Source organism: Salinisphaera sp. S4-8 (assembly GCF_040361235.1).
Lineage (GTDB): Bacteria > Pseudomonadota > Gammaproteobacteria > Nevskiales > Salinisphaeraceae > Salinisphaera.
Genome location: NZ_APNF01000001.1, coordinates 433,402 through 452,313, shown reverse-complemented (window position 1 = coordinate 452,313; position 18,912 = coordinate 433,402). Strand labels below are relative to the sequence as shown.

General features: G+C 63.3%; 15 protein-coding genes and 1 tRNA gene. 2 read left to right on the top strand and 14 right to left on the bottom strand.

Going from position 1 to position 18,912, the window contains the following annotated elements:
* Positions 1-4 precede the first annotated feature (4 nt).
* Positions 5-1,561 carry a c-type cytochrome gene (locus S4A8_RS02110; protein WP_353218837.1) on the bottom strand — a complete coding sequence of 519 codons (1,557 nt, stop codon included), beginning with the start codon at positions 1,559-1,561 and terminating at the stop codon, positions 5-7.
* A 326-nt stretch (positions 1,562-1,887) separates the two neighbouring features.
* A tRNA-Gly gene (locus S4A8_RS02105) sits at positions 1,888-1,963 on the bottom strand.
* A gap of 172 nt (positions 1,964-2,135) precedes the next feature.
* Between S4A8_RS02105 and S4A8_RS02100 the strand changes: the two genes are divergently transcribed.
* A complete protein-coding gene (locus S4A8_RS02100; protein WP_353218836.1) occupies positions 2,136-3,032 on the top strand; it encodes a TIGR01777 family oxidoreductase in 897 nt (298 codons plus the stop codon).
* The gene (locus tag S4A8_RS02095) at positions 3,033-4,448 is read left to right on the top strand and encodes an FAD-binding oxidoreductase (protein ID WP_353218835.1); all 1,416 of its coding nucleotides are present in this window, start codon (positions 3,033-3,035) and stop codon (positions 4,446-4,448) included.
* Positions 4,449-4,650: 202 nt separating this feature from the next.
* Here the strand turns inward: S4A8_RS02095 and nuoN are convergent, their stop codons facing one another.
* The 12 genes from nuoN to S4A8_RS02035 form a co-directional block, all read right to left on the bottom strand.
* A complete protein-coding gene (gene nuoN / locus S4A8_RS02090) occupies positions 4,651-6,102 on the bottom strand; it encodes an NADH-quinone oxidoreductase subunit NuoN (protein WP_353218834.1) in 1,452 nt (483 codons plus the stop codon).
* Between the two features lie 12 nt (positions 6,103-6,114).
* On the bottom strand, positions 6,115-7,644 hold the full coding sequence (gene nuoM, locus S4A8_RS02085; protein WP_353218833.1) for an NADH-quinone oxidoreductase subunit M: 1,530 nt from the start codon (positions 7,642-7,644) through the stop codon (positions 6,115-6,117).
* Positions 7,645-7,714: 70 nt separating this feature from the next.
* On the bottom strand, positions 7,715-9,565 hold the full coding sequence (nuoL, locus tag S4A8_RS02080) for an NADH-quinone oxidoreductase subunit L (protein ID WP_353218832.1): 1,851 nt from the start codon (positions 9,563-9,565) through the stop codon (positions 7,715-7,717).
* Complete coding sequence (nuoK, locus tag S4A8_RS02075; RefSeq protein WP_353218831.1) at positions 9,562-9,870, bottom strand: NADH-quinone oxidoreductase subunit NuoK; 309 nt, start codon at positions 9,868-9,870, stop codon at positions 9,562-9,564. The genes nuoL and nuoK overlap by 4 nt, the downstream gene beginning before the upstream one ends.
* The gene (gene nuoJ / locus S4A8_RS02070; RefSeq protein WP_353178756.1) at positions 9,867-10,424 is read right to left on the bottom strand and encodes an NADH-quinone oxidoreductase subunit J; all 558 of its coding nucleotides are present in this window, start codon (positions 10,422-10,424) and stop codon (positions 9,867-9,869) included. The genes nuoK and nuoJ overlap by 4 nt, the downstream gene beginning before the upstream one ends.
* 7 nt (positions 10,425-10,431) lie before the next feature.
* The gene (gene nuoI / locus S4A8_RS02065) at positions 10,432-10,947 is read right to left on the bottom strand and encodes an NADH-quinone oxidoreductase subunit NuoI (RefSeq protein WP_353178754.1); all 516 of its coding nucleotides are present in this window, start codon (positions 10,945-10,947) and stop codon (positions 10,432-10,434) included.
* A 46-nt stretch (positions 10,948-10,993) separates the two neighbouring features.
* Positions 10,994-11,971 (bottom strand): NADH-quinone oxidoreductase subunit NuoH, encoded by a 978-nt coding sequence (nuoH, locus tag S4A8_RS02060; protein ID WP_353178753.1) that lies wholly within the window; start codon positions 11,969-11,971, stop codon positions 10,994-10,996.
* Positions 11,971-14,655, bottom strand: a complete 2,685-nt coding sequence (gene nuoG / locus S4A8_RS02055; protein WP_353218830.1) for an NADH-quinone oxidoreductase subunit NuoG — start codon at positions 14,653-14,655, stop codon at positions 11,971-11,973. The genes nuoH and nuoG overlap by 1 nt, the downstream gene beginning before the upstream one ends.
* A 14-nt stretch (positions 14,656-14,669) precedes the next feature.
* Positions 14,670-15,986: an NADH-quinone oxidoreductase subunit NuoF gene (nuoF, locus tag S4A8_RS02050; RefSeq protein ID WP_353218829.1), complete on the bottom strand. Its 1,317-nt coding sequence runs from the start codon at positions 15,984-15,986 to the stop codon at positions 14,670-14,672.
* A gap of 23 nt (positions 15,987-16,009) precedes the next feature.
* Positions 16,010-16,477: an NADH-quinone oxidoreductase subunit NuoE gene (gene nuoE / locus S4A8_RS02045; protein ID WP_006912265.1), complete on the bottom strand. Its 468-nt coding sequence runs from the start codon at positions 16,475-16,477 to the stop codon at positions 16,010-16,012.
* A complete protein-coding gene (gene nuoC, locus S4A8_RS02040) occupies positions 16,474-18,222 on the bottom strand; it encodes an NADH-quinone oxidoreductase subunit C/D (protein WP_353178749.1) in 1,749 nt (582 codons plus the stop codon). Before nuoC ends, nuoE begins: the two co-directional genes overlap by 4 nt.
* Positions 18,222-18,878: a NuoB/complex I 20 kDa subunit family protein gene (locus tag S4A8_RS02035; protein ID WP_353218828.1), complete on the bottom strand. Its 657-nt coding sequence runs from the start codon at positions 18,876-18,878 to the stop codon at positions 18,222-18,224. The genes nuoC and S4A8_RS02035 overlap by 1 nt, the downstream gene beginning before the upstream one ends.
* Positions 18,879-18,912: the final 34 nt, after the last annotated feature.

The window sequence follows — 18,912 nt, the reverse complement described above, 5'->3', positions numbered from 1 at the left end:
GGTTTTACCGCGTCTTCGCGGCGGGCGCGGTGCCTGACGGCGGGGCGTTCTGGCCCAGTACCTCGCCGTTGACGGTTTGGCCATACATCGAGTACTTGCCGTGATACTGCTTGGCGGTATCGGCGACCGAGCCGGTGAAACGCGGATCCTGCGGGCGTTCGTGGCTGCCGATGAACTGGGCCACATCCCAGGCCTGTTGCTCGGACAGCGTGGTCGCGCCCAGCGGCATATTGGCCTTGATGAAGGCCGCAGCCGTGTTCACGCGATGCATGCCCGCGCCCCAGTTATAGGAACGCGGTCCCCATAGCGGCGGAAATGCGATACGCCCGTCGGCCGCGCGCTGGCCCTGGCCATCGCTGCCATGACATAACGCACAGTGCTCGGTGTAGACCTGCGCGCCGCGTTCGAAGCTCGGTGATTGCCTGGGCGCGTCGAGTTCGGGGTAGCCGCGACCGGACAGCGCCTTGCCCACGGGCGCGCCGCTGGCCAGCCAGTAGGCATAGGTTTCCAGCGCCAGCAACACCTCGTCGCCGCGCGGCGGCGGTGTGCCGTTCATGCTGTAACGAAAACAGCCCTGGATGCGCTCGGGGAAATCATTCACATGCTTGTTCTTGCCACGGTAGGCGGGATACATCGCCCAGGCGGCCCACAGTGGCGAGGAATCGGCGAGCCGGCCTTCATCGAGATGGCAGTTGGCACATTGCAGGTCGTTGCCGACAAAGCGTGCCGCATGCTGCTGGGTATCGGTAAAGATTGCGCGGCCCTTGCGTACCATGGCCCCGAATTCGTTGTCGGGAATCGTGCCGCGGGCCGGCGGTACGAAAGTCGACGCCTGAACGCCGGAGGCATTCGGCGTACCAGCCGGTTTTGCTGAGCCGGTCGAAGAGTCGTTCGCCTTGTCGTCGGCTTTGTTCGTGGCCGGCGCAGTCGTGCTCGGCTGGGCCGCGAAGTACTCGGCCACCGGCATGATATCGGCCGCGTCGAGCCGATTGGCGATCGTGGCCATCAGGTCCATTGGCCCGGCCGGGCGTTTGTGCGCGCGCCAGGCGCGTAGCTGGCTGGCGATATAGTTCGCGGACTGGCCAGCGAGTGCCGGAAAGCGATCGCCGACGCCCATACCGCCGGGCCCGTGGCATTGCACACAGGCGGGAATCGCGTCATCCCAGCGACCGTGCTCGGCCAGTTCGACAGCGGCGGCGGATATCGGTTGTTGCGGGGCGTTGGTTTCGCTGGGCTTGAACGCAAGCGCGCTGTAATAGTTGGCCATGGCGCGACGCTGCGTGGCGGACAGGGCACTCGCGATCGGCTGCATGATGGCGTTTTCCCGGCGACCATCGGCATAGGCGTCGAGCTGATCCTGGAGATAGACCGAGCCCAGGCCGGCAAGCCGCGGAAAGCCGGCGGCGGGGTTGCCCTGACCGTCAGGCCCGTGACAGCTGCTACAGGGCGGGACCGTATTCCCCACGCCTTGCTGTGCGATATCGGCTGCCGGGCTCTGCGCAAGCGCAGCCGCTGGCATCAACAGGGCGAATGCCCAGAATGTACGTTTGCTTAGTGCCATGACGAACGCCCCCACTCAGCCAGCGCGGCCGGGCCGACGCTGTATTCCACGTAGGAATGAAGATAGACGAAAAAGTTATTGTTGTCGTGCAGGTGCCGGGAATCGTCTCGAACCCAGTCCCAGACACAATCGCTGAAAGCGGGCACGCGGGGGCGTCTCGCGATTTGCGCTGAATGCCAAAGATTGCCCGATGATGCGCACAGCGCAGATCGTACGAGCACCTAGTGCTGCGCCGGTGCTGCCGCGCCCGTACTGCCTGTGGCACTTAGGGGGCACTTAAAAGTGTGGGCTGGTTACCCTAGTTGGGGCTGCGCCGGGCGATGCGATGGAGCGGCGGACGAGATTCGAACTCGCGACCTCGACCGTGGGAGGGTCGCGCTCTACCAACTGAGCTACCGCCGCCACGCCCGCATAGCTAACGCGATCTTTCGTGTTTTTGCAATAGCACGGGCAAAACGATGCAACGCAGCATGCCCGATCAGCGTATTGTATTAGTAACATTCGGCTACGGGCTGGCGGCGATCTAGTCTGCAAGTTCGCACCGGATATTGATTTTTTACCCGCGGAGCCTGTGATGAAAAAGGCGTTGGTGACCGGCGGCACCGGTTTTATCGGCCGGCATCTTTGTGAATCGTTTCTGGCGGATGGTTGGGCCGTTCAGGTCATCACCCGTGATACCGACGCTGCCGCCCGGGTGTTGCCGGCCGGGGTGGTGCCGGTCGCGAATATCAAAGCCGCCGAGCCGGCCGATGCGGTGATCAACCTCGCCGGCGAGAATCTGGCCGATGGCCGGTGGACCGAAGCCCGCAAGCGCGAGATGCGCGAAAGCCGCTTGCGCATTACACGCGAACTCACCGAAACGATCGGTGCCTGGGACGTCTTGCCACAGGTGCTGATCAGCGGTTCGGCCGTGGGCTATTACGGCGCGCGGGGGGCGGACGTACTGGATGAAAGCCAGCCGCCGGGCGACGAATTCCAGTCGGAGCTCTGTGTGGCCTGGGAACAGGCAGCACGGCGTGCCGAAGCCGCTGGCATCCGGGTGTGTCGTATCCGTACCGGTATCGTGCTCGGCGCCGACGATGGCGCGCTCGCACAGATGATCACGCCGTTCAGGTTCGGCCTGGGCGGGCATTTCGGTACCGGCGCGCAGTACATGCCCTGGATTCATATTCGCGACGAAGTGCGCGCGATCCGTTTTCTCATCGATCAGGAAAATGCCAGCGGCGCGTTCAATCTCACCGCGCCCGAGCCGGTCACCAACCGCGAATTCACGGCCACGCTCGCGCGCGTGCTGCATCGGCCCAAGTTCGCCTGGGTGCCTGGGCCGGCACTCAAGCTGATGGTGGGCGAAATGGCGCATCTGCTGCTCACCGGTCAGCGCGCCATTCCCAGCGCCCTGGAAAAGGCCGGGTTCAACTTCGAATTCCGCCGGCTGCAGCCGGCATTGCAGGATCTGGTCGGAGCACGCTGAATGAGCGATGGGTTGATCGCCGAACTTGGTGCAATCGTCGGCACCGAGGACGTACTGCAAGGCGAGGCTGCGGCCCCCTATCTGGTGGAATGGCGGGGCGCGTTCCAGCCGCAGGCGCTCGCGGTCGTACGCCCGGCCGATACCGATCAGCTCGCAGCGGTCGTGCGAGCCTGTGCCGGGGCCGATTGTGCGGTCATCGCGCAGTCCGGTAACACGGGGCTTGTGGGCGGCGCCGCGGCCAGTGATCCCCGATGCCATGTGATCGTCAATCTCGAACGCATGAATCGTGTACGCGAAGTCGACGCCGACAATGCCACGATCACCGTCGAGGCCGGCTGTATTCTGGCCGACGTGCAACAGGCCGCCGTCGATGCCGGCCTGTTCTTTCCACTGACCCTGGCTTCGCGCGATCGCTGTCGGATCGGCGGCAACCTGGCGACCAACGCGGGCGGGCTGAACGTGGTGCGCTATGGCAACACCCGCGATCTGGCGCTGGGTCTGGAAGTCGTGCTTGCCGACGGGCGCATCTGGAACAACCTCACCGGTCTGCGCAAGGACAACAGCGGTTTCGATCTCGACGACCTGTTCATTGGCAGTGAAGGCGCGCTGGGGATCATCACGGCCGCCGTCTTCAAGCTTTACGAACCGGTGGTGCAACAGGCCAGCGCCTTGTTCGCGCTGCGATCACCGGCCCAGGCCGTGAAATTGCAACGCCGGCTGACCGCGGCCTCGGGGCACAACCTGACCGGCTGCGAGCTGATGTCGCGTCAGGCCGTCGAACTGGCCTGTACCCATATCGATGGCTGCGAGGAGCCGTTCGATGTCGATCACGACTGGTATCTGCTGGTGGAGCTGGCCAGTTCGGCAGAAGGCCACTGGCTGCTGGAGGCCCTGTCGGCGGTGGTGGAAAACGCCCGTCAGGCGCATGAACTGGTGGATGTAATCGTCGCCCACGATACGGATACCAGCCGGCGGCTGTGGCATCTGCGCGAATCCCTGCCACCGGCCCAGGTCGCCGAAGGCGCGTCGATCAAGCACGATATTTCCTTGCCGGTATCGAAGTTGCCTGCTTTTCTCGATCGGGCGCTCGCGGCGGTGCGCGAAGCGTTGCCGGGCGTACGGCCCTGTCCGTTCGGGCATGTCGGCGACGGCAATCTGCATTTCAACCTGTCGCAGCCGGTGGACGCCGACGGCGCGGCGTTTCTGGCCCAGGCCGAAACCGCGCATACCGTGGTGCACGATATCGTCGCCGAGATGGGCGGCTCGATCGCCGCCGAGCACGGCATCGGCCGGCTCAAGGTCGCGGCCCTGGATCGCTACAAGTCCGATGTCGAGCGCGACATGCTGAAAGCGATCAAGACCGCGCTGGACCCGCACAACCGGTTGAATCCGGGGGTCATCGTTGCCGAGTCCTGACCCATCGGGCACAGGGTTTGTGCAAGCCGGCCGGCGAAAGGCCGTCCGCAAATCCACGCCAATACAACGCAAATCGATAATGGGCGGTCATTGGCGCGGCGTTGGCAATCGCCATGGAGACATTTCAGAGCCGAATACCCTGATCTGATATCTGCGGGTATGCCCGGTCGGGCGTGAAAAACGCCCGCCGTGGCTGGCTTGTTTAGCCGCCGGCCATGCCCGTTGCGTTCACCAGTGCGATCAGCGGCTGCGGGTAGATGCCGAAGAAGATTACGGCTGCGGCGATCAGCAGCACCATGATGCCGCCGGATTGCTGGCCCCAGCCGGAGACCGCGTCGCGGCGGCTTTCGCCGGGCTCGTCCAGGAACAGGATCACCATCATGCGCAGGTAGTAGTACAGGCCGATGGCGCTGCCGAGCACGATACCGCCGACCAGCCACCACAGGCCGGACTGCACGGCGATGGCGATCACATAGAACTTGCCGAGAAAACCGGCGGTCATCGGAATGCCGGCCAGCGACAGCATCATGATGGTGAACACGGTAGCCAGATACGGCCGGCGCCAGAACAACCCGCGATAGTGGTGCAGCGCGCCCGCATCCGTGCCCGAGTAGGGGCTGGATACGAGGGTGACCACGCCGAAGGCACCCAGCGTGGTGGCCACATAAGTCGCCAGATAGATACCCACGGTTTCGATGCTGAAGGCCCCGCCGGCCACGATCGCGGTCAGCAGATACCCCAGATGCGCGATCGAGGAATAACCCAGCAGGCGTTTGACGTTGCGCTGGCGCAGGGCGAGCAGGTTGCCGATGAGCATCGAGGCCATGGCGATCACGCCCATCAGCGTCAACAACCAGCCGTTGGCGGCCGGCGGCGCCAGGGTGAAAAAGCGCAGCAGCAGGGCGAACACGGCGACCTTGCTGACCGTGGCCAGAAACGCCGAAACCGGCCCGGGGGCGCCTTCGTAGACGTCCGGCGTCCAGATATGAAAGGGCACCAGCGACAGCTTGAAGGCCAGGGCCACCACCATCATGCCTACGCCGGCCAGCAGCCACGGCGAGCCACTATTCCCGGCCAGGGTGTCGGCCAGGCCGGCGTATTCCAGCGAGCCCGAGGCCGCATAGAGCAGGGCCATGCCGAACAGCAGGAATGCCGAGGCCGCGCCCGAGAGCACCATGTACTTCAGGCCGGCTTCAAGCGAAATACGGTCGCGATAGGCATAGGCGACCATGCCGTAGAGCGGTACCGACAACAGCTCCAGGCCAATGAACAGCGACGCGAAATGCCGGCTGGCGATCAGCGCGAGGGCGCCGCCGGCCGAACACAGCAACAGAATATAGAACTCTTCGCGCCGGTCCGGCAGCGTTTCCAGATACGCATGGGCCAGGGTCGTACAGGCCAGCGACGCCACCAGCACGATAGCGCTGAACAACAGAAAGTAGTCGTCGATGACGAACAGCGGCGTGACCTGGATCGGCGTCACCTGAAGCACGCCCAGCAGCGACAGCAGTGCGGCATTCAGGCCGATGACGGTCATCGTCGCCGCGGTGAAATGATGACGACCGATGGCGATCGACAACATCACGCCGACGACGGTCGCGCACAGAATCAGCAACGGCGCGAGGGCGAGCATCTGAGTGGAAAAGTCGGTCATGACGCCTTTCGCTTAACGGGACGGCAAGGGAGCAACGGCGAACCAGTCGGTGACTTCGGTCATCGCCGTATGCGAGATATCGAGCACGGTATTCGGGTACAGCCCCAGCCAGAGCGTGAGCACGAGCAATAGCAGCATCATGCTGTATTCACGCACGTCGAGCCCGCCGAGCGAAGCCTGCGACTTGGGTGCACCCCAGTAGACACGGTGCATGAGCACCAGCGAATAGATGGCGGCCATCACCAGGCCGCCGCTGGCCGCAACCACGACCCACGGCACGGTGTTGAAGGCACCGAACAGAATGAGGAATTCGCCGATGAAGTTGCCGGTGCCGGGCATGCCCAGCGACGCCATGACGAACACCAGTGCAAAGCCCGGCAGCGCACCCATACGCCCGAACAGACCGCCCATCTGGCGCATGTCACGGGTATGGATACGCTCGTAGATCTGGCCCGAAATGATGAACAGCCCGGCCGCCGAGAAGGCGTGCGCGACCATCTGCACGATCACGCCCTGCAGCGCCAGCAGGGTGCCGGAGTAGATGCCGATGAGCACGAAGCCCATATGCGAAATACTCGAGCAGGCGATCAGGCGCTTGACGTCGGTCTGGGCAAAGGCCATCAGCGCGCCGTAGTAGATACCGATCAGGCCCAGCGCCATCGCCACCGGCGCGAACTGGGCCGAGGCTTCGGGAAACAACGGGATCGCGAAACGCAGCATGCCGTAGGCCGCGGTCTTGAGCAGAATGCCGGCCAGGTCCACCGAGCCCGCCGTGGGCGCCTGTGCGTGGGCATCCGGCAGCCAGCCATGCAGGGGCACGACCGGCAGTTTGACGGCAAAGGCGATGAAAAAGCCCAGCATCAGCACGTAAGCGATCGGCCCGGTCAGCGGTGTGTCGCGCAGCACCATGTAATCGAAGGTGAAGGTGCCGGTCTGGCTGTAGTGGGCGAACACCAGGCCCAGAATCGAGACCAGCATCAACAGACCGCTGGCCTGGGTATAGATGAAGAACTTGATGGCCGCGCCGATGCGGGTATTGCCCTTGGAACCGCTGTGCCCCCACAGCGCGATCAGGAAATACATCGGCACCAGCATCATTTCCCAGAAGAAGAAGAACAGGAAAAGATCCACGGCGAGGAACACGCCGACCACGCCGCCGATGATCCAGAGCAGGTTCAGGTGGAAAAAGCCGATCCGGTTGGTGATTTCCTGCCAGGAGCACACCACGGCGAGCACGCCGAGAAAGCCCGTCAGCATGATCATGATCAGCGACAGGCCGTCGAGCGCCAGATGGAAGGAAATGCCAAAGCGATCGATCCACGGCAGGCGGATCTGGTGGGCCCAGTTCGGCGCATCGCCCACTGCGCCGCCGGCCAGCGTGTAGTCGCCCGTCAACCACAGCCACAACGCCAGCGCGAGCACGATCAGCATCGTCAGCAGCGCGATCCAGCGCGGCGCCTGTGCAGGCGCATGGCGGCTTTCCAGCTGCCAGCACAGCAGGCCGCCGATGAAGGGAACGAATAAAAGCCAGCACAGGATCATTGAAAGCGTTCCTTGGGACCTGTGAATGAACGCGCGGCGGCGATGTCGTCAAGATAGGTACGCATGCGCATCACCCGAACAGCAAAGCCGCCAGCAACACCACCGCGCCGGCAAACAACGACAGGGCATACCAACGCAGTCGCCCGCTCTGGGTGGTGACGAGTGCGCTGTTGAGCATGAGCGCGAACTGCGGCGCGATATTGATGGTCGAGTTGATCCAATCGCGCTGATGCAGCCGGGTGAGCATCAGATAGGGGCGCACGAATACCAGATCGTACAGGCTGTCGAAGCCCCAGGCGTTGTGCCACAGCTGCCAGAGATTGCGACCCAGCGGATTGCTGGCGAGCTTTTCGGCGGTCTGGCGGCTGCCCAGAAACAGCGCCGCGGCGATGCCGAGGCCGACAACCGCGACTACGGCCGAGAGTACTTCGACGACCAGCTTGGTGGTGCCGTGATCGCCGCCTTCGTGGCCCGGCAGTACGCCGGCCAGCGGCGGATGAATCCAGGCGCCGATGAAGGTCGACAGAATTGCGAGCACGATCAGCGGCAGGTGATGGGCAATGCCCTTGCCCGCATGGGCCTTTATCCTGGCCTCGCCGTGGAAGGCGATGAAGATCATACGGAAGGTATACAGCGCGGTCAGGAACGCGCCGGCCAGCCCGGCAAACCAGAGCACGTAATGGCCGTTGGCAAACGACAGCCAGAGGATCTCGTCCTTGGAATAGAAACCGGCGGTGACCAGCGGCAGGGCAGCCAGGGCCGCGCCGCCGATCATGAATACGGCGTAGTCCAGCGGCAGGCTCTTGCGCAGCCCGCCCATCTTGAAGATGTTCTGCTCGTGGTGACAGGCGATGATCACCGAGCCCGAGGCCAGGAACAGCAGTGCCTTGAAAAAGGCATGAATCATCAGATGAAAGATCGCCGCATCCCAGGCGCCCACGCCGAGCGCGAGGAACATGTAGCCGATCTGACTCATGGTGGAATAGGCCAGCACGCGCTTGATATCGGTCTGGCACAGGGCCGCGAAGCCGGCCAGCAGCAACGTGACCGCGCCGACCACGCCCACCAGGGCGAGTACCACCGGCGCGAGTTCGAAGATGCCATGCATGCGTGCGATCAGATAGACGCCCGCAGTGACCATGGTGGCCGCGTGAATCAGCGCCGACACGGGCGTGGGGCCAGCCATGGCGTCGGGCAGCCAGGTCTGTAGCGGCAGCTGGGCGGATTTGCCCACCGCGCCGCCAAGCAACAGCAGCGCGGCGACGCTGGCCATCGTATCGCCCTCGGCCCAGGCCTGCGGTGCCTGGTGCAGCAGGGTCTGAATATCGAGCGTGCCGAAAGTGGTGAACAGCAGGAACAGGCCGATGGCGAGGAACACGTCGCCGATACGGGTGATCAGGAACGCCTTGAAGGCCGCCCAGGCATTGGCCTCGTCGGTGTAGTAATAGCCGATCAGCAGATAGCTGCACAGGCCGACGCCTTCCCAGCCCAGAAACAGCAGGAACAGGTTGTCGCCGAGTACGAGCAGCAGCATGGCGACGATGAACAGGTTCATGTAGGCGAAAAAGCGCCCCATGCCCGGTTCGCCGTCGAGATCGTGGGTCATGTACCAGCCGGCGAACAGGTGGATGAGAAAACCCACCCCCGTGATCACACCGAGCATGGTCGCCGCCAGGCCATCGAAATAGAGCGCGAACGCCGGGGTGAAATCGCCGACCGACACCCATGTCCAGAGTGTCTGGTTATAGGCCATGGCGTCGCCGCTGACGAAGGTATAGATCAGCAGCGCCGACACCAGCGCCGACAGGCCCACGGACCCGGCGCCAATGGTGGCGGCGGCACGATCGGGCATGCGCGGGAAGAACGACAGCACCAGGCTGCCGGCAAGCGGAAAGACGATGGTCAGAGCTAGCAAATTCATCCGTGCATCTCGCTGGCGGCGTCGATGTCGATGGTCTTGAAACGGCGATGCAGCTGCAGCAGCAGGCCCAGACCGATGCTGGCCTCGGCAGCGGCCAGCGTGATCACCAGAATGAACATCACTTGGCCATCGGGCGCGCCATGGGCTGCGCCGGCGACGATGAAGGCCAGGCCGGCCGAATTGAGCATGATTTCCAGGCACATGAGGATGAACAGCGTATTGCGCCGTACCACCAGACCCACCAGCCCGAGCGTGAACAGCAGGGCAGCGAGCACCAGGCCGTGCTCCATGGGAATCCCGTTCATTGTTCGCCTCCCGGATGACGGCGCCCGCGGGCGGCGGCAACGCGTTTCTCTTCGGCCACGTCACGATCGTCGCGGCCCAGATGGGCAGCGACCACGAGTGCTGCCAGCAGCACGAACGCGGCCAGTTCCACGATCAGCACATAGGGGCCGAACATCGTCATGCCGATACGCGAGGCCATCAGCGGCGTGCTGTCGACGTTGCCCATCGAGCCGCCGCTGGCCAGGGCCACGGCCAGTACGCCGAGCAGCACGATGCCGAGTATGCCCGGCCCGATCCAGACCCGCGGCGCCAGCCAGCTGCGCTCGCGCGCCACGGTTTCATGATTGAGATTGAGCATCATGATCACGAATACGAACAACACCATGATCGCGCCGGCATAGACGATCACCTCGAGCGCGGCCGCAAACGGCGCGCCCAGGGTATAGAACACGATCGCCACCGACAGCAGCGACACGATCAGATACAGCAGCGCATGCACGGCATTGGCACAGCTGATCACCCGCGCGGTGGCGGCAACGGCGACGATAGCGGCGAGATAGAAGGCGATTTCCATGACCGGCCTACGGCAGAAGGGTTTTAACGTCGATCGGCTCGGCCTCGTTCTCGGCCTCGCCCTTGTCCTTGCCGCCCACGGCCATGCCGGCGACGCGATAGAAATTGTAGCCGGGCCGCTTGCCGACGCCGGCAATGGTCAGGTCCGATTTCTCGTAGACCATGTTCTGACGATCGAACTCGCCCATCTCGAAATCCGGGGTGAGCTGGATCGCGTAGGTCGGGCAGGCCTCCTCGCAATAGCCGCAATAGATGCAGCGCGAGAAATTGATGCGGAAGGTTTCCGGGTACCAGCGCCCGCTTTCGTCCTCGGCCTTGACCACGCTGATGCAGTCCACCGGGCAGGCCACGCTGCACAGATTGCAGGCCACGCAGCGCTCGGCGCCGTCCGGATCGCGCGTAAGCACGATACGCCCGCGATAACGCGGCGGCAGATAAGGCTTTTCTTCCGGATACAGCACCGTATCGCGCTTGCGAAAGGTGTGCATCAGGGTCATCCAGATGGTGCGCAGAACACTCAGCATAGGTGACTCGCGTAACCGGTGAAATCGAGTAGAGAGTACGACGTGCTCATGCCATGGCCACCACGACAGCGCCCGTGATCGCAACGTTGACCAGTGCGATGGGCAGCAGGATCTTCCAGCCAAAGGCCATGAGCTGGTCGTAGCGTGGGCGCACGGTGGCCGCGCGCAGCAGCACGAAAAAGCAGATGAAGAATCCGGCCTTGAGCGCAAACCACACAAAGCCCGGCAGAATCGGGCCCAGCCAGCCGCCGAAGAACAGCACCGTGGTCAGACAGGAGATGAGCACGATGCCCAGATATTCGCCCACGAAGAACATGCCGAACTTCATGCCCGAATATTCGGTGTGATAGCCGGCGGTGAGTTCCTGTTCGGCCTCCGGCAGATCGAAGGGCGCGCGGTGAATTTCGGCAATACCGGCGATGAAGAAGATCACGAATGCCGGGAACTGCGGGATCACGTTCCACATGCCGGCCTGCGATTCGACGATCGTACGCAGATCGAAACTGCCGGCCAGCAGCACAACGCCCAGCAGGCTCAGGCCCATGAAGACCTCGTAGGAGATCATCTGGGCGGCGGTACGCATACCGCCAAGCAGCGCGTATTTGTTGTCCGAGGACCAGCCGGCCAGAATCACCGAATACACGCCCAGCGAACTCATCGCCAGCACGAACAGAATACCGATATTCAGATCGACCACGCCGATGGTTTCGGTGAACGGCACCACCGCAAACGCCATCAGTGTGGTGAACATGATGATCCCCGGCGCGATCACGAACACGGCCTTGTCGGCGAACGGCGGGATCCAGTCTTCCTTGAAGAAGATCTTGATCATGTCCGCCGCCACCTGAAGGATGCCGAACGGACCGACGCGATTCGGCCCGTAGCGATCCTGCCAGACACCCAGCAGGCGGCGTTCGACCCAGATCAGCAGCGCCGCGGCGATGACCACGGCCAGCAGAATGGCGATCGTCTCGAAGGCGGTGAACGCCAGGTCGAGCAGTGTGTCTGTGCTTATACCGAACATCAGGGCGACACCGCGGCAGGTAGGCGTACGCCCATCAAGCCATGTGCGCCCACGGGCACACCAATGGTCTTGTCGGGCAGGCTCGGGTCGATCGTGACCGGCAGGGCATGGATCTCGCCATCGATGGTCAGGCGCAGGGTATCCGCCGCGGCCAGACCCAGCGCCTTCGCGCCGGCCTCGTTGAGCGTGAACCAGGCCCGCGGCATGCGTTGCTGAATCGCCGGGGCCTTGGCCGACTGCGATTCGCTACCGAAGATGTGATAGCGCGGGATCGCCTGCCAGCCTTCGACCAGCTTGGGCTCGGCCGGCGCGTATTCCGGGACGTTGGCATCGACCTTGAGCAAGCGTGTACCCGGATCGCCGCCTTTCAGATGGCCGCCGATCTCATCCTGAAAACGGGTGATCGCGGCCTGGTTGGAATCCCAGCCCGGGGCCCAGGCATACGCCATCAGCGCCGGCGGCTGGTCGCTGCCGTGGTAGCCCTCCATGGAATAGGCCAGTGCCGAGTCCGGGTCGACTTCCGGACGGCGCTCGCGCACGTCCACATTGGCATACAGTGCTGTACGCCCGGAATACCGATGCGGGCTGCGCGGAAAACGCATGCCGGCCTTGCGAAAGCTCGTACTCGGAGCGGCCGTCTTGATACCCGTGAACTGCGGGCAGGCCGACTCGATCGCATCGATGAGATCGTCCATGCCATACCAGTTCACCGGCTTGCCGATGGCGCGGTTGAGATCAGCACACCAGCGCCAGCCTTCCTGCAGCGGCGCTTCGGGAATGAAGACCTGGAAAAAGCGCTGGGCGCGGCCTTCGTTGTTGACGAGCGTACCGTCGGCCTCGGCGAAACTGCCGGCCGGCAGTACGTAGTCGGCCTTGGCGATGGTTGCGGTCATGCTGTGATCGAGCACGATCAGGTTCTTGGCCGCCTTGATCGCGGCATCGACCTTGCCCTGCTGGGCGCGTTCGTACAGATCGTTCTGCATGACGATGAGCGTATCGGCCCGGCGGCTGTTGATCGCCTCGAAGGCGTGATCGACATCGCGATCGCTCATCATGGCCATGCCCAGGCTGTTGGCCTCGCTCAGCGTAACGAACAGGCCCGCATCGTCGTGGACCGATTCGAGCGCGCGCATGACATTGCCGGCCGCGGTGAGCACCGCTTCGCTGCCCAGGCTCGTGCCGGCCACCACCAACGGTTTTTTCGCCGTCTTGAGCGCATTGGCAATGGTTTCGGCGTGGGCACGGGTTTCGTCGTCGATATCGGCCGGCATCGGCGCCGTGTCGTCCAGCATCGCGGCGACCGCAAAGCCCAGCTGGGCGATACGGGCCGGGCGTAGATGAAACAGCTCGGTGGCCACGTCGTCCAGACGCGTGGCTGCCGGCACCGCCATGAACAGCGGGCTGTAGAAATGCTGGCCCTCGTCGCGCACCGCGCGGGCATGCCATTTCGGGATATTGGCGGCCTCGGCAAGCACGTGATGCTCGTTGCGTACCGCCTGTCGCAGCGACAGCGCCAAGCGCGGGGCGAACTGGGTGACGTCTTCGCCCAGCACGAACACCGCGTCACAGGATTCCACCTCGCGCAGCGTCGGCAAACGCCCGGCGTGTTCCTGCAACAGCGCGAGCGCGGCCAAGCTGGCATGGCTTTCCGGACCGCTCATACCGTTATGGAAGTTATCGGCGCCGACCAGATGGCGCAGTGCGAAGTTGTCTTCCAGCGATGCCCGCGGCGAGCCGATACCGACCAGACCCTTGGCCTCGGCCAGCACGCGCTTGAGCGAGCTGAGCATGACATCCATGTCCTGCGGCTCGAGCACGCCGTTGTCGGCGCGTACCAAGGGCTGGCGCGGACGGTCTTCGCGGTTGACGAAGCCGGCGCCGAAACGCCCGCGATCGCACAGGAAATAATGGTTGATCTCGCCGTGATAGCGGTTCTGGATACGCTTCAGGATACCCTGGCGCGAACCGGGGCTGGTGTTGCAGCCCAACGAGCAATGGGTGCAGATGCCGGGGGCATTCTGCATGTCCCATTTACGGTTGTAGTGGGCACCCAGCGTCTTGTCGGTAAACACGCCGGTGGGGCAGACCTCCACCAGGTTGCCCGAGAACTCGCTGTTGAAGGCGCCATCGGCTTCGCGGCCGAAATAGACGTTCGAATGCGAGCCGAGCACGCGTAGATCGTCACCGTCGGCATAGTCGCGGTAGTAGCGCACGCAGCGATAGCAGGCGATACAGCGGTTCATCTCGTGATTGATGAACGGGCCCAGCTCCTGATTGCGATGGGTCCGCTTGGGCCCGCGATAGCGCCGGCGCGTATGCCCGGTCATCAGGGTCATGTCCTGCAGATGGCATTCGCCGCCTTCTTCGCATACCGGGCAGTCATGCGGATGGTTGATCATCAGCCATTCGATGACCTGGGCCCGGAAATCGCTGGCTTCCTTGTCCTCGATCGAGAAGCAGCCGCCGTCCGCGGCCGGGGTCATGCAGGCCATGACGATCTGGCCCTGGGTATCGTCTTCGTTCTTGTACTGCTTGACCGCGCACTGGCGACAGGCGCCCACGGAATGCAGCTCCGGGTGCCAGCAGAAATAGGGCAGGTCGAAGCCCTTGGAGAGCGCGACCTTGAGCAGATTGTCGGTGGGGTCCACCTCGAACTGCTTGCCGTCGATCTTGATCGTTGCCATCGCTAAACCGTGCGCTAGTTGTTCGAGGCGGCGTTGGCCGGCTGGGTGAGCTCAAGCGTTTCTGCGTCCGGCGGAATAAGCGCCGCCAGTTCATCGCGGAAATACTTGAGACCGGATTCGAGCGGGCCCATGGCGCCAGGCGCATGGGCACAGAACGTCTTGCCCGGGCCGAGCAGTTTGACGTGCAGATCCAGCAGCTCGATATCGCCCGGCTTGCCGTGCCCGGCTTCCAGATTGGTGAGAATGCGCTCGACCCAGGGCAGGCCGTCACGACAGGGCGTGCACCAGCCGCAGGATTCCTGGGCATAGAAATGCTCAAGGTTCTTGAGCACGCCCACGATCGGGGTCTGGTCGTCCATGACCACCATCGTGCCCGTGCCCAGACGGCTGCCGACCGCACCCACGCCCTCATAGTCCATCGGCGTATTCAGATGCTCGTCGGTCAAAAGCGGCGTGGAGCCGCCACCGGGCAGCAGCGCCTTGAGCTTGCGCCCGCCGCGAATACCGCCGAAATGATCGAGCAGGTCGGACAGCTTGGTGCCCAGCGGCAGTTCCACCAGTCCGGGGCGGGCGACATGGCCCGAGGCGCCGAAGATCTTGGTGCCGCCGTCCTTGTGCAGGCCGAGCGATTTGTACCACTCGGCGCCGTTTTTCACGATATGCGGGACGTTGCAGATGGTTTCGACGTTGTTAACCGTCGTCGGCTGGCCGAACAGGCCGGAAGCCGCTGGAAACGGCGGCTTGTGGCGCGGCACGGCGCGACGGCCTTCGAGCGCGGAGAGCAGCGCCGATTCCTCGCCGCAGATATAACGACCCGCGCTCATGTGTAGATACATCTTGAGATTGAAGCCGGTGCCCAGGATATCCTCGCCCAGATAGCCGGCTTCCATGGCCTCGTCGATCGCGCGCTGGAGCTTGCGCTGGCATTCGGTGTATTCGCCGCGAATGAACACGTAGGCGATATCCGCGCCGATCGCATAGCTGGCAATGGCCATCGCTTCGATCAGCTGATGCGGATCGCCTTCCATGAGCAGGCGATCCTTGAAGGTGCCGGGCTCCATTTCGTCGGCGTTGACCACGAGATAGACGTGGGCCGGGCGCTTCTCGGGGTTTTCCTCGAAGCGCGGCATGAACGACCACTTCACGCCGGTGGGAAAGCCCGCACCGCCGCGGCCACGCAGGCCGGCCTGTTTGACCAGATCGGCGACCTCGGTCGGCTTCATCTCATGGAGGGCCTTCTTGTAGGCCTCCCAGCCGCCGGCCTGCTCGTATTCGGCCCGGGTCATCGGCTCGCGGTTGTCGCGGATGTTTTTGGTAAGAACCTTTTCCATGACTGTTCGTCCTTGCGCCGCGCCTAGGGGTATTCCGCCAGAATGGCGTCGACCTTATCGGGCGTGAGCCGGCCGTGATAGTCGGTGTTGATACGCATGGCCGGGCCGTTGTCGCAGTTGCCCAGACAGCAGATCGGCAGCAGCGTGAAGCGGTTGTCCGGCGTGGTCTGGCCGAACTCGATGCCCAGTGTCTTCTTCAGATAGGCCAGGATTTCCTCGTAGCCGGTCAGATAGCAGGAGATCGAGTCGCAGATCATGATCACGTGCCGGCCCACGGGCTGGCGAAAGATCAGGTTGTAGAACGTGGCCACCGCTTCCATCTGAGTCGGGGTCACGCCCACCACGGCCGCGGCCGCCTCCAGCGACTCGTCCGATACCCAACCGCGATGTTCCTGCACGATCTTGAGCGCTTCGATGGTCGCAGCGCCCGGGTCCTCGTACAGGGTCATCTCGTGCTGGATGGCCTCAATTTCGGTTTTCGATAACTTCATCGGTCCACGTCTGCCATAACAAAGTCGATCGCGCCGATAATCGCCACGAGGTCGGCAATCAGGCCGCCCTGGGCAATCAGCGGTATCTGCTGCAGATGGGCGAAGCTGGGCGTACGAATACGCGTGCGATAGCTCATCGCATGCTTGTCGGAAATACTGTAATAGCCGTTCAGGCCCTTGGTGCCTTCGACCATGCAGGCCGATTCCATCGCCGGCACCACCGGTCCCCAGCTCACCGTCAGAAAATGCGCGATCAGCGTCTCGATGTCGTGCATCGTGCGCTCCTTGACCGGCGGTGTGGTCAAGGGATGATCGGCCTTGTAGTCACCGGCGGGCATGTTCTTCATGCACTGCTCGATGATGCGACAACTCTGGAACATCTCTTCGATGCGTACATCGAGACGGTCCTGACAGTCGCCGTTGGTGCCGGTGGGAATCTCGAAGTCGAAGTTCTCGTAGCCCGAGTAGGGCCGGGCCTTGCGCAGATCGAAGTCCACGCCGGTCGAGCGCAGGCCGGGGCCGGTGATGCCCCAGTCGATCGCCTCGTCCTGGGAATAGGCGCCGATATGCTTGGAGCGTTTGACCAGCACGCTGTTGCGCGCCATGGCTTTCTTGTATTCGGCCAGCCGTGGCGGGAACCAATCCAGGAATTCCTTGACCTTGCGATCCCAGCCGTTCGGCAGGTCCATGGTCAGGCCGCCGATACGAAAGAACGCCGGATGCATGCGAAAGCCGGTGATCGCCTCGATCACGTCATAGGCTTTCTGGCGATCCGAGAACATCCAGAAGATCGGGCTCATCGCGCCGATGTCCTGCACATAGGTGCCGAAGAACATCAGGTGGCTGGTGATACGGAAGAACTCGCACAGCATCACGCGCACGACCTTGACCCGTTCCGGCACCTGAATGCCGAGCACGTGCTCGAGGTTCATGACGTAGGGCAGTTCGTTCATCACCCCGCCGAGATAGTCCACCCGGTCGGTATAGGGGATGTAGGTATGCCAGGACTGGCGCTCAGCCATCTTCTCGGCGCCGCGATGGTGATAGCCGATATCCGGCACCGCGCCGATGATTTCCTCGCCGTCGAGCTGTAGCACAACACGAAACACGCCATGCACCGACGGGTGGTTCGGGCCCATGTTGAGGAACATGAACTCGCTATCGCCGGACTCACGCTTCATGCCCCAGTCTTCGGGCTTGAACTGCAGGGCGTTCTCTTCTTCGTCCTGGCGCTTGGGGTCCAGATGCAGCGGCTCGAATTCGGTCGCGCGCGCGGCGTGGTCCTTGCGCAGCGGATGGCCCTTCCAGGTCGGCGGCATGAGAATACGGCGCAGGTTCGGGTGCCCGTCGAAGGTGATCCCGAACATGTCCCAGACTTCGCGCTCGTACCAGTTGGCGTTGGGCCACACGCCGGTGGCGGTGGGCGTGCTCAGATCGTCGTCGAACAGCGCGACCTTGAGGCGGATCTCGGCGACCGGCGACAGGCTGAGCAGGTGATAGACCACGGTGAAATCCGCGGCCGGCTGGTTGAGCCGGTGCTCGCGTACGCGCTCGTCGATCGCGGTCAGGTCGAACAGCATCCGGTAGGCCGGGGTGCTGTCCTGGCGCAGGAACTTGAGTACGTCGCAGATCCTGTCGCGGCCGACCCACAGGGTGGGCATGCCATCGGCGGTGATCTGCTCGGTGAACGTACGCTCGTCAAAGCGTTCGAACAGCTGCTGTTTGATATCGACGCGATCGAGCATCAGACCGAATCCGGCGTACGAAGAGTGGTGACCGACAGGCGCTCGCTGCGCTTGCGATCGCGCATCGACAGTTTCGGCCGCTGGGTGACGCCCTGCGGGCCGATCATCCACGACAGCGGGCGTTTTTCTGCGCCGATGTTTTCCTGAAGCAGCAGCAGGCCTTCGAGGAAGGCCTCGGGGCGCGGCGGACAACCCGATACGTAGACATCGACGGGCAGGAACTTGTCCACGCCCTGAACCACGGAATAGATGTCGTACATGCCGCCCGAGTTGGCACATGAACCCATGGAGATCACCCAGCGCGGCTCCATCATCTGGTCGTAGAGACGCTGAATCACCGGCGCCATTTTCAGAAAACAGGTGCCGGCAATAATCATCACGTCGGCCTGACGCGGCGTGGCGCGAATGACTTCGGAACCGAAGCGCGCCATGTCGTGCGGCGCGGTCAGGGCCGTGGCCATTTCCACATAGCAGCAGGACAGGCCGAAGTTGAACGGCCACATGGAGTGCTTGCGCCCCCACGCGATCATGTCGTCGAGCTTGGCGGTAACGACGTTACGCGCCAGCGCGTCTTCGAGCGTACCGCCGCTGCCGTCGTCCGAACCGGCCGAGCCGGGTTTCGGATTCTTGTCGGTGCTAGTCAGTGACCATCCCATTAATGATCGTCCTGTCGGGTGTTCAATCGAACGT

What these genes read in the sequence shown, in the direction of transcription:
- S4A8_RS02100 (WP_353218836.1), top strand. Translation starts at nt 2,136, where the DNA reads ATGAAAAAGGCGTTGGTGACCGGCGGCACCGGTTTTATCGGCCGGCAT.
- nuoL (WP_353218832.1), bottom strand. Translation starts at nt 9,565, where the DNA reads ATGAATTTGCTAGCTCTGACCATCGTCTTTCCGCTTGCCGGCAGCCTG.
- nuoG (WP_353218830.1), bottom strand. Translation starts at nt 14,655, where the DNA reads ATGGCAACGATCAAGATCGACGGCAAGCAGTTCGAGGTGGACCCCACC.
- nuoF (WP_353218829.1), bottom strand. Translation starts at nt 15,986, where the DNA reads ATGGAAAAGGTTCTTACCAAAAACATCCGCGACAACCGCGAGCCGATG.
- S4A8_RS02095 (WP_353218835.1), top strand. Translation starts at nt 3,033, where the DNA reads ATGAGCGATGGGTTGATCGCCGAACTTGGTGCAATCGTCGGCACCGAG.
- S4A8_RS02035 (WP_353218828.1), bottom strand. Translation starts at nt 18,878, where the DNA reads ATGGGATGGTCACTGACTAGCACCGACAAGAATCCGAAACCCGGCTCG.
- nuoN (WP_353218834.1), bottom strand. Translation starts at nt 6,102, where the DNA reads ATGACCGACTTTTCCACTCAGATGCTCGCCCTCGCGCCGTTGCTGATT.
- nuoK (WP_353218831.1), bottom strand. Translation starts at nt 9,870, where the DNA reads ATGAACGGGATTCCCATGGAGCACGGCCTGGTGCTCGCTGCCCTGCTG.
- nuoC (WP_353178749.1), bottom strand. Translation starts at nt 18,222, where the DNA reads ATGCTCGATCGCGTCGATATCAAACAGCAGCTGTTCGAACGCTTTGAC.
- nuoH (WP_353178753.1), bottom strand. Translation starts at nt 11,971, where the DNA reads ATGTTCGGTATAAGCACAGACACACTGCTCGACCTGGCGTTCACCGCC.
- nuoE (WP_006912265.1), bottom strand. Translation starts at nt 16,477, where the DNA reads ATGAAGTTATCGAAAACCGAAATTGAGGCCATCCAGCACGAGATGACC.
- S4A8_RS02110 (WP_353218837.1), bottom strand. Translation starts at nt 1,561, where the DNA reads ATGGCACTAAGCAAACGTACATTCTGGGCATTCGCCCTGTTGATGCCA.
- nuoJ (WP_353178756.1), bottom strand. Translation starts at nt 10,424, where the DNA reads ATGGAAATCGCCTTCTATCTCGCCGCTATCGTCGCCGTTGCCGCCACC.
- nuoI (WP_353178754.1), bottom strand. Translation starts at nt 10,947, where the DNA reads ATGCTGAGTGTTCTGCGCACCATCTGGATGACCCTGATGCACACCTTT.
- nuoM (WP_353218833.1), bottom strand. Translation starts at nt 7,644, where the DNA reads ATGATCCTGTGCTGGCTTTTATTCGTTCCCTTCATCGGCGGCCTGCTG.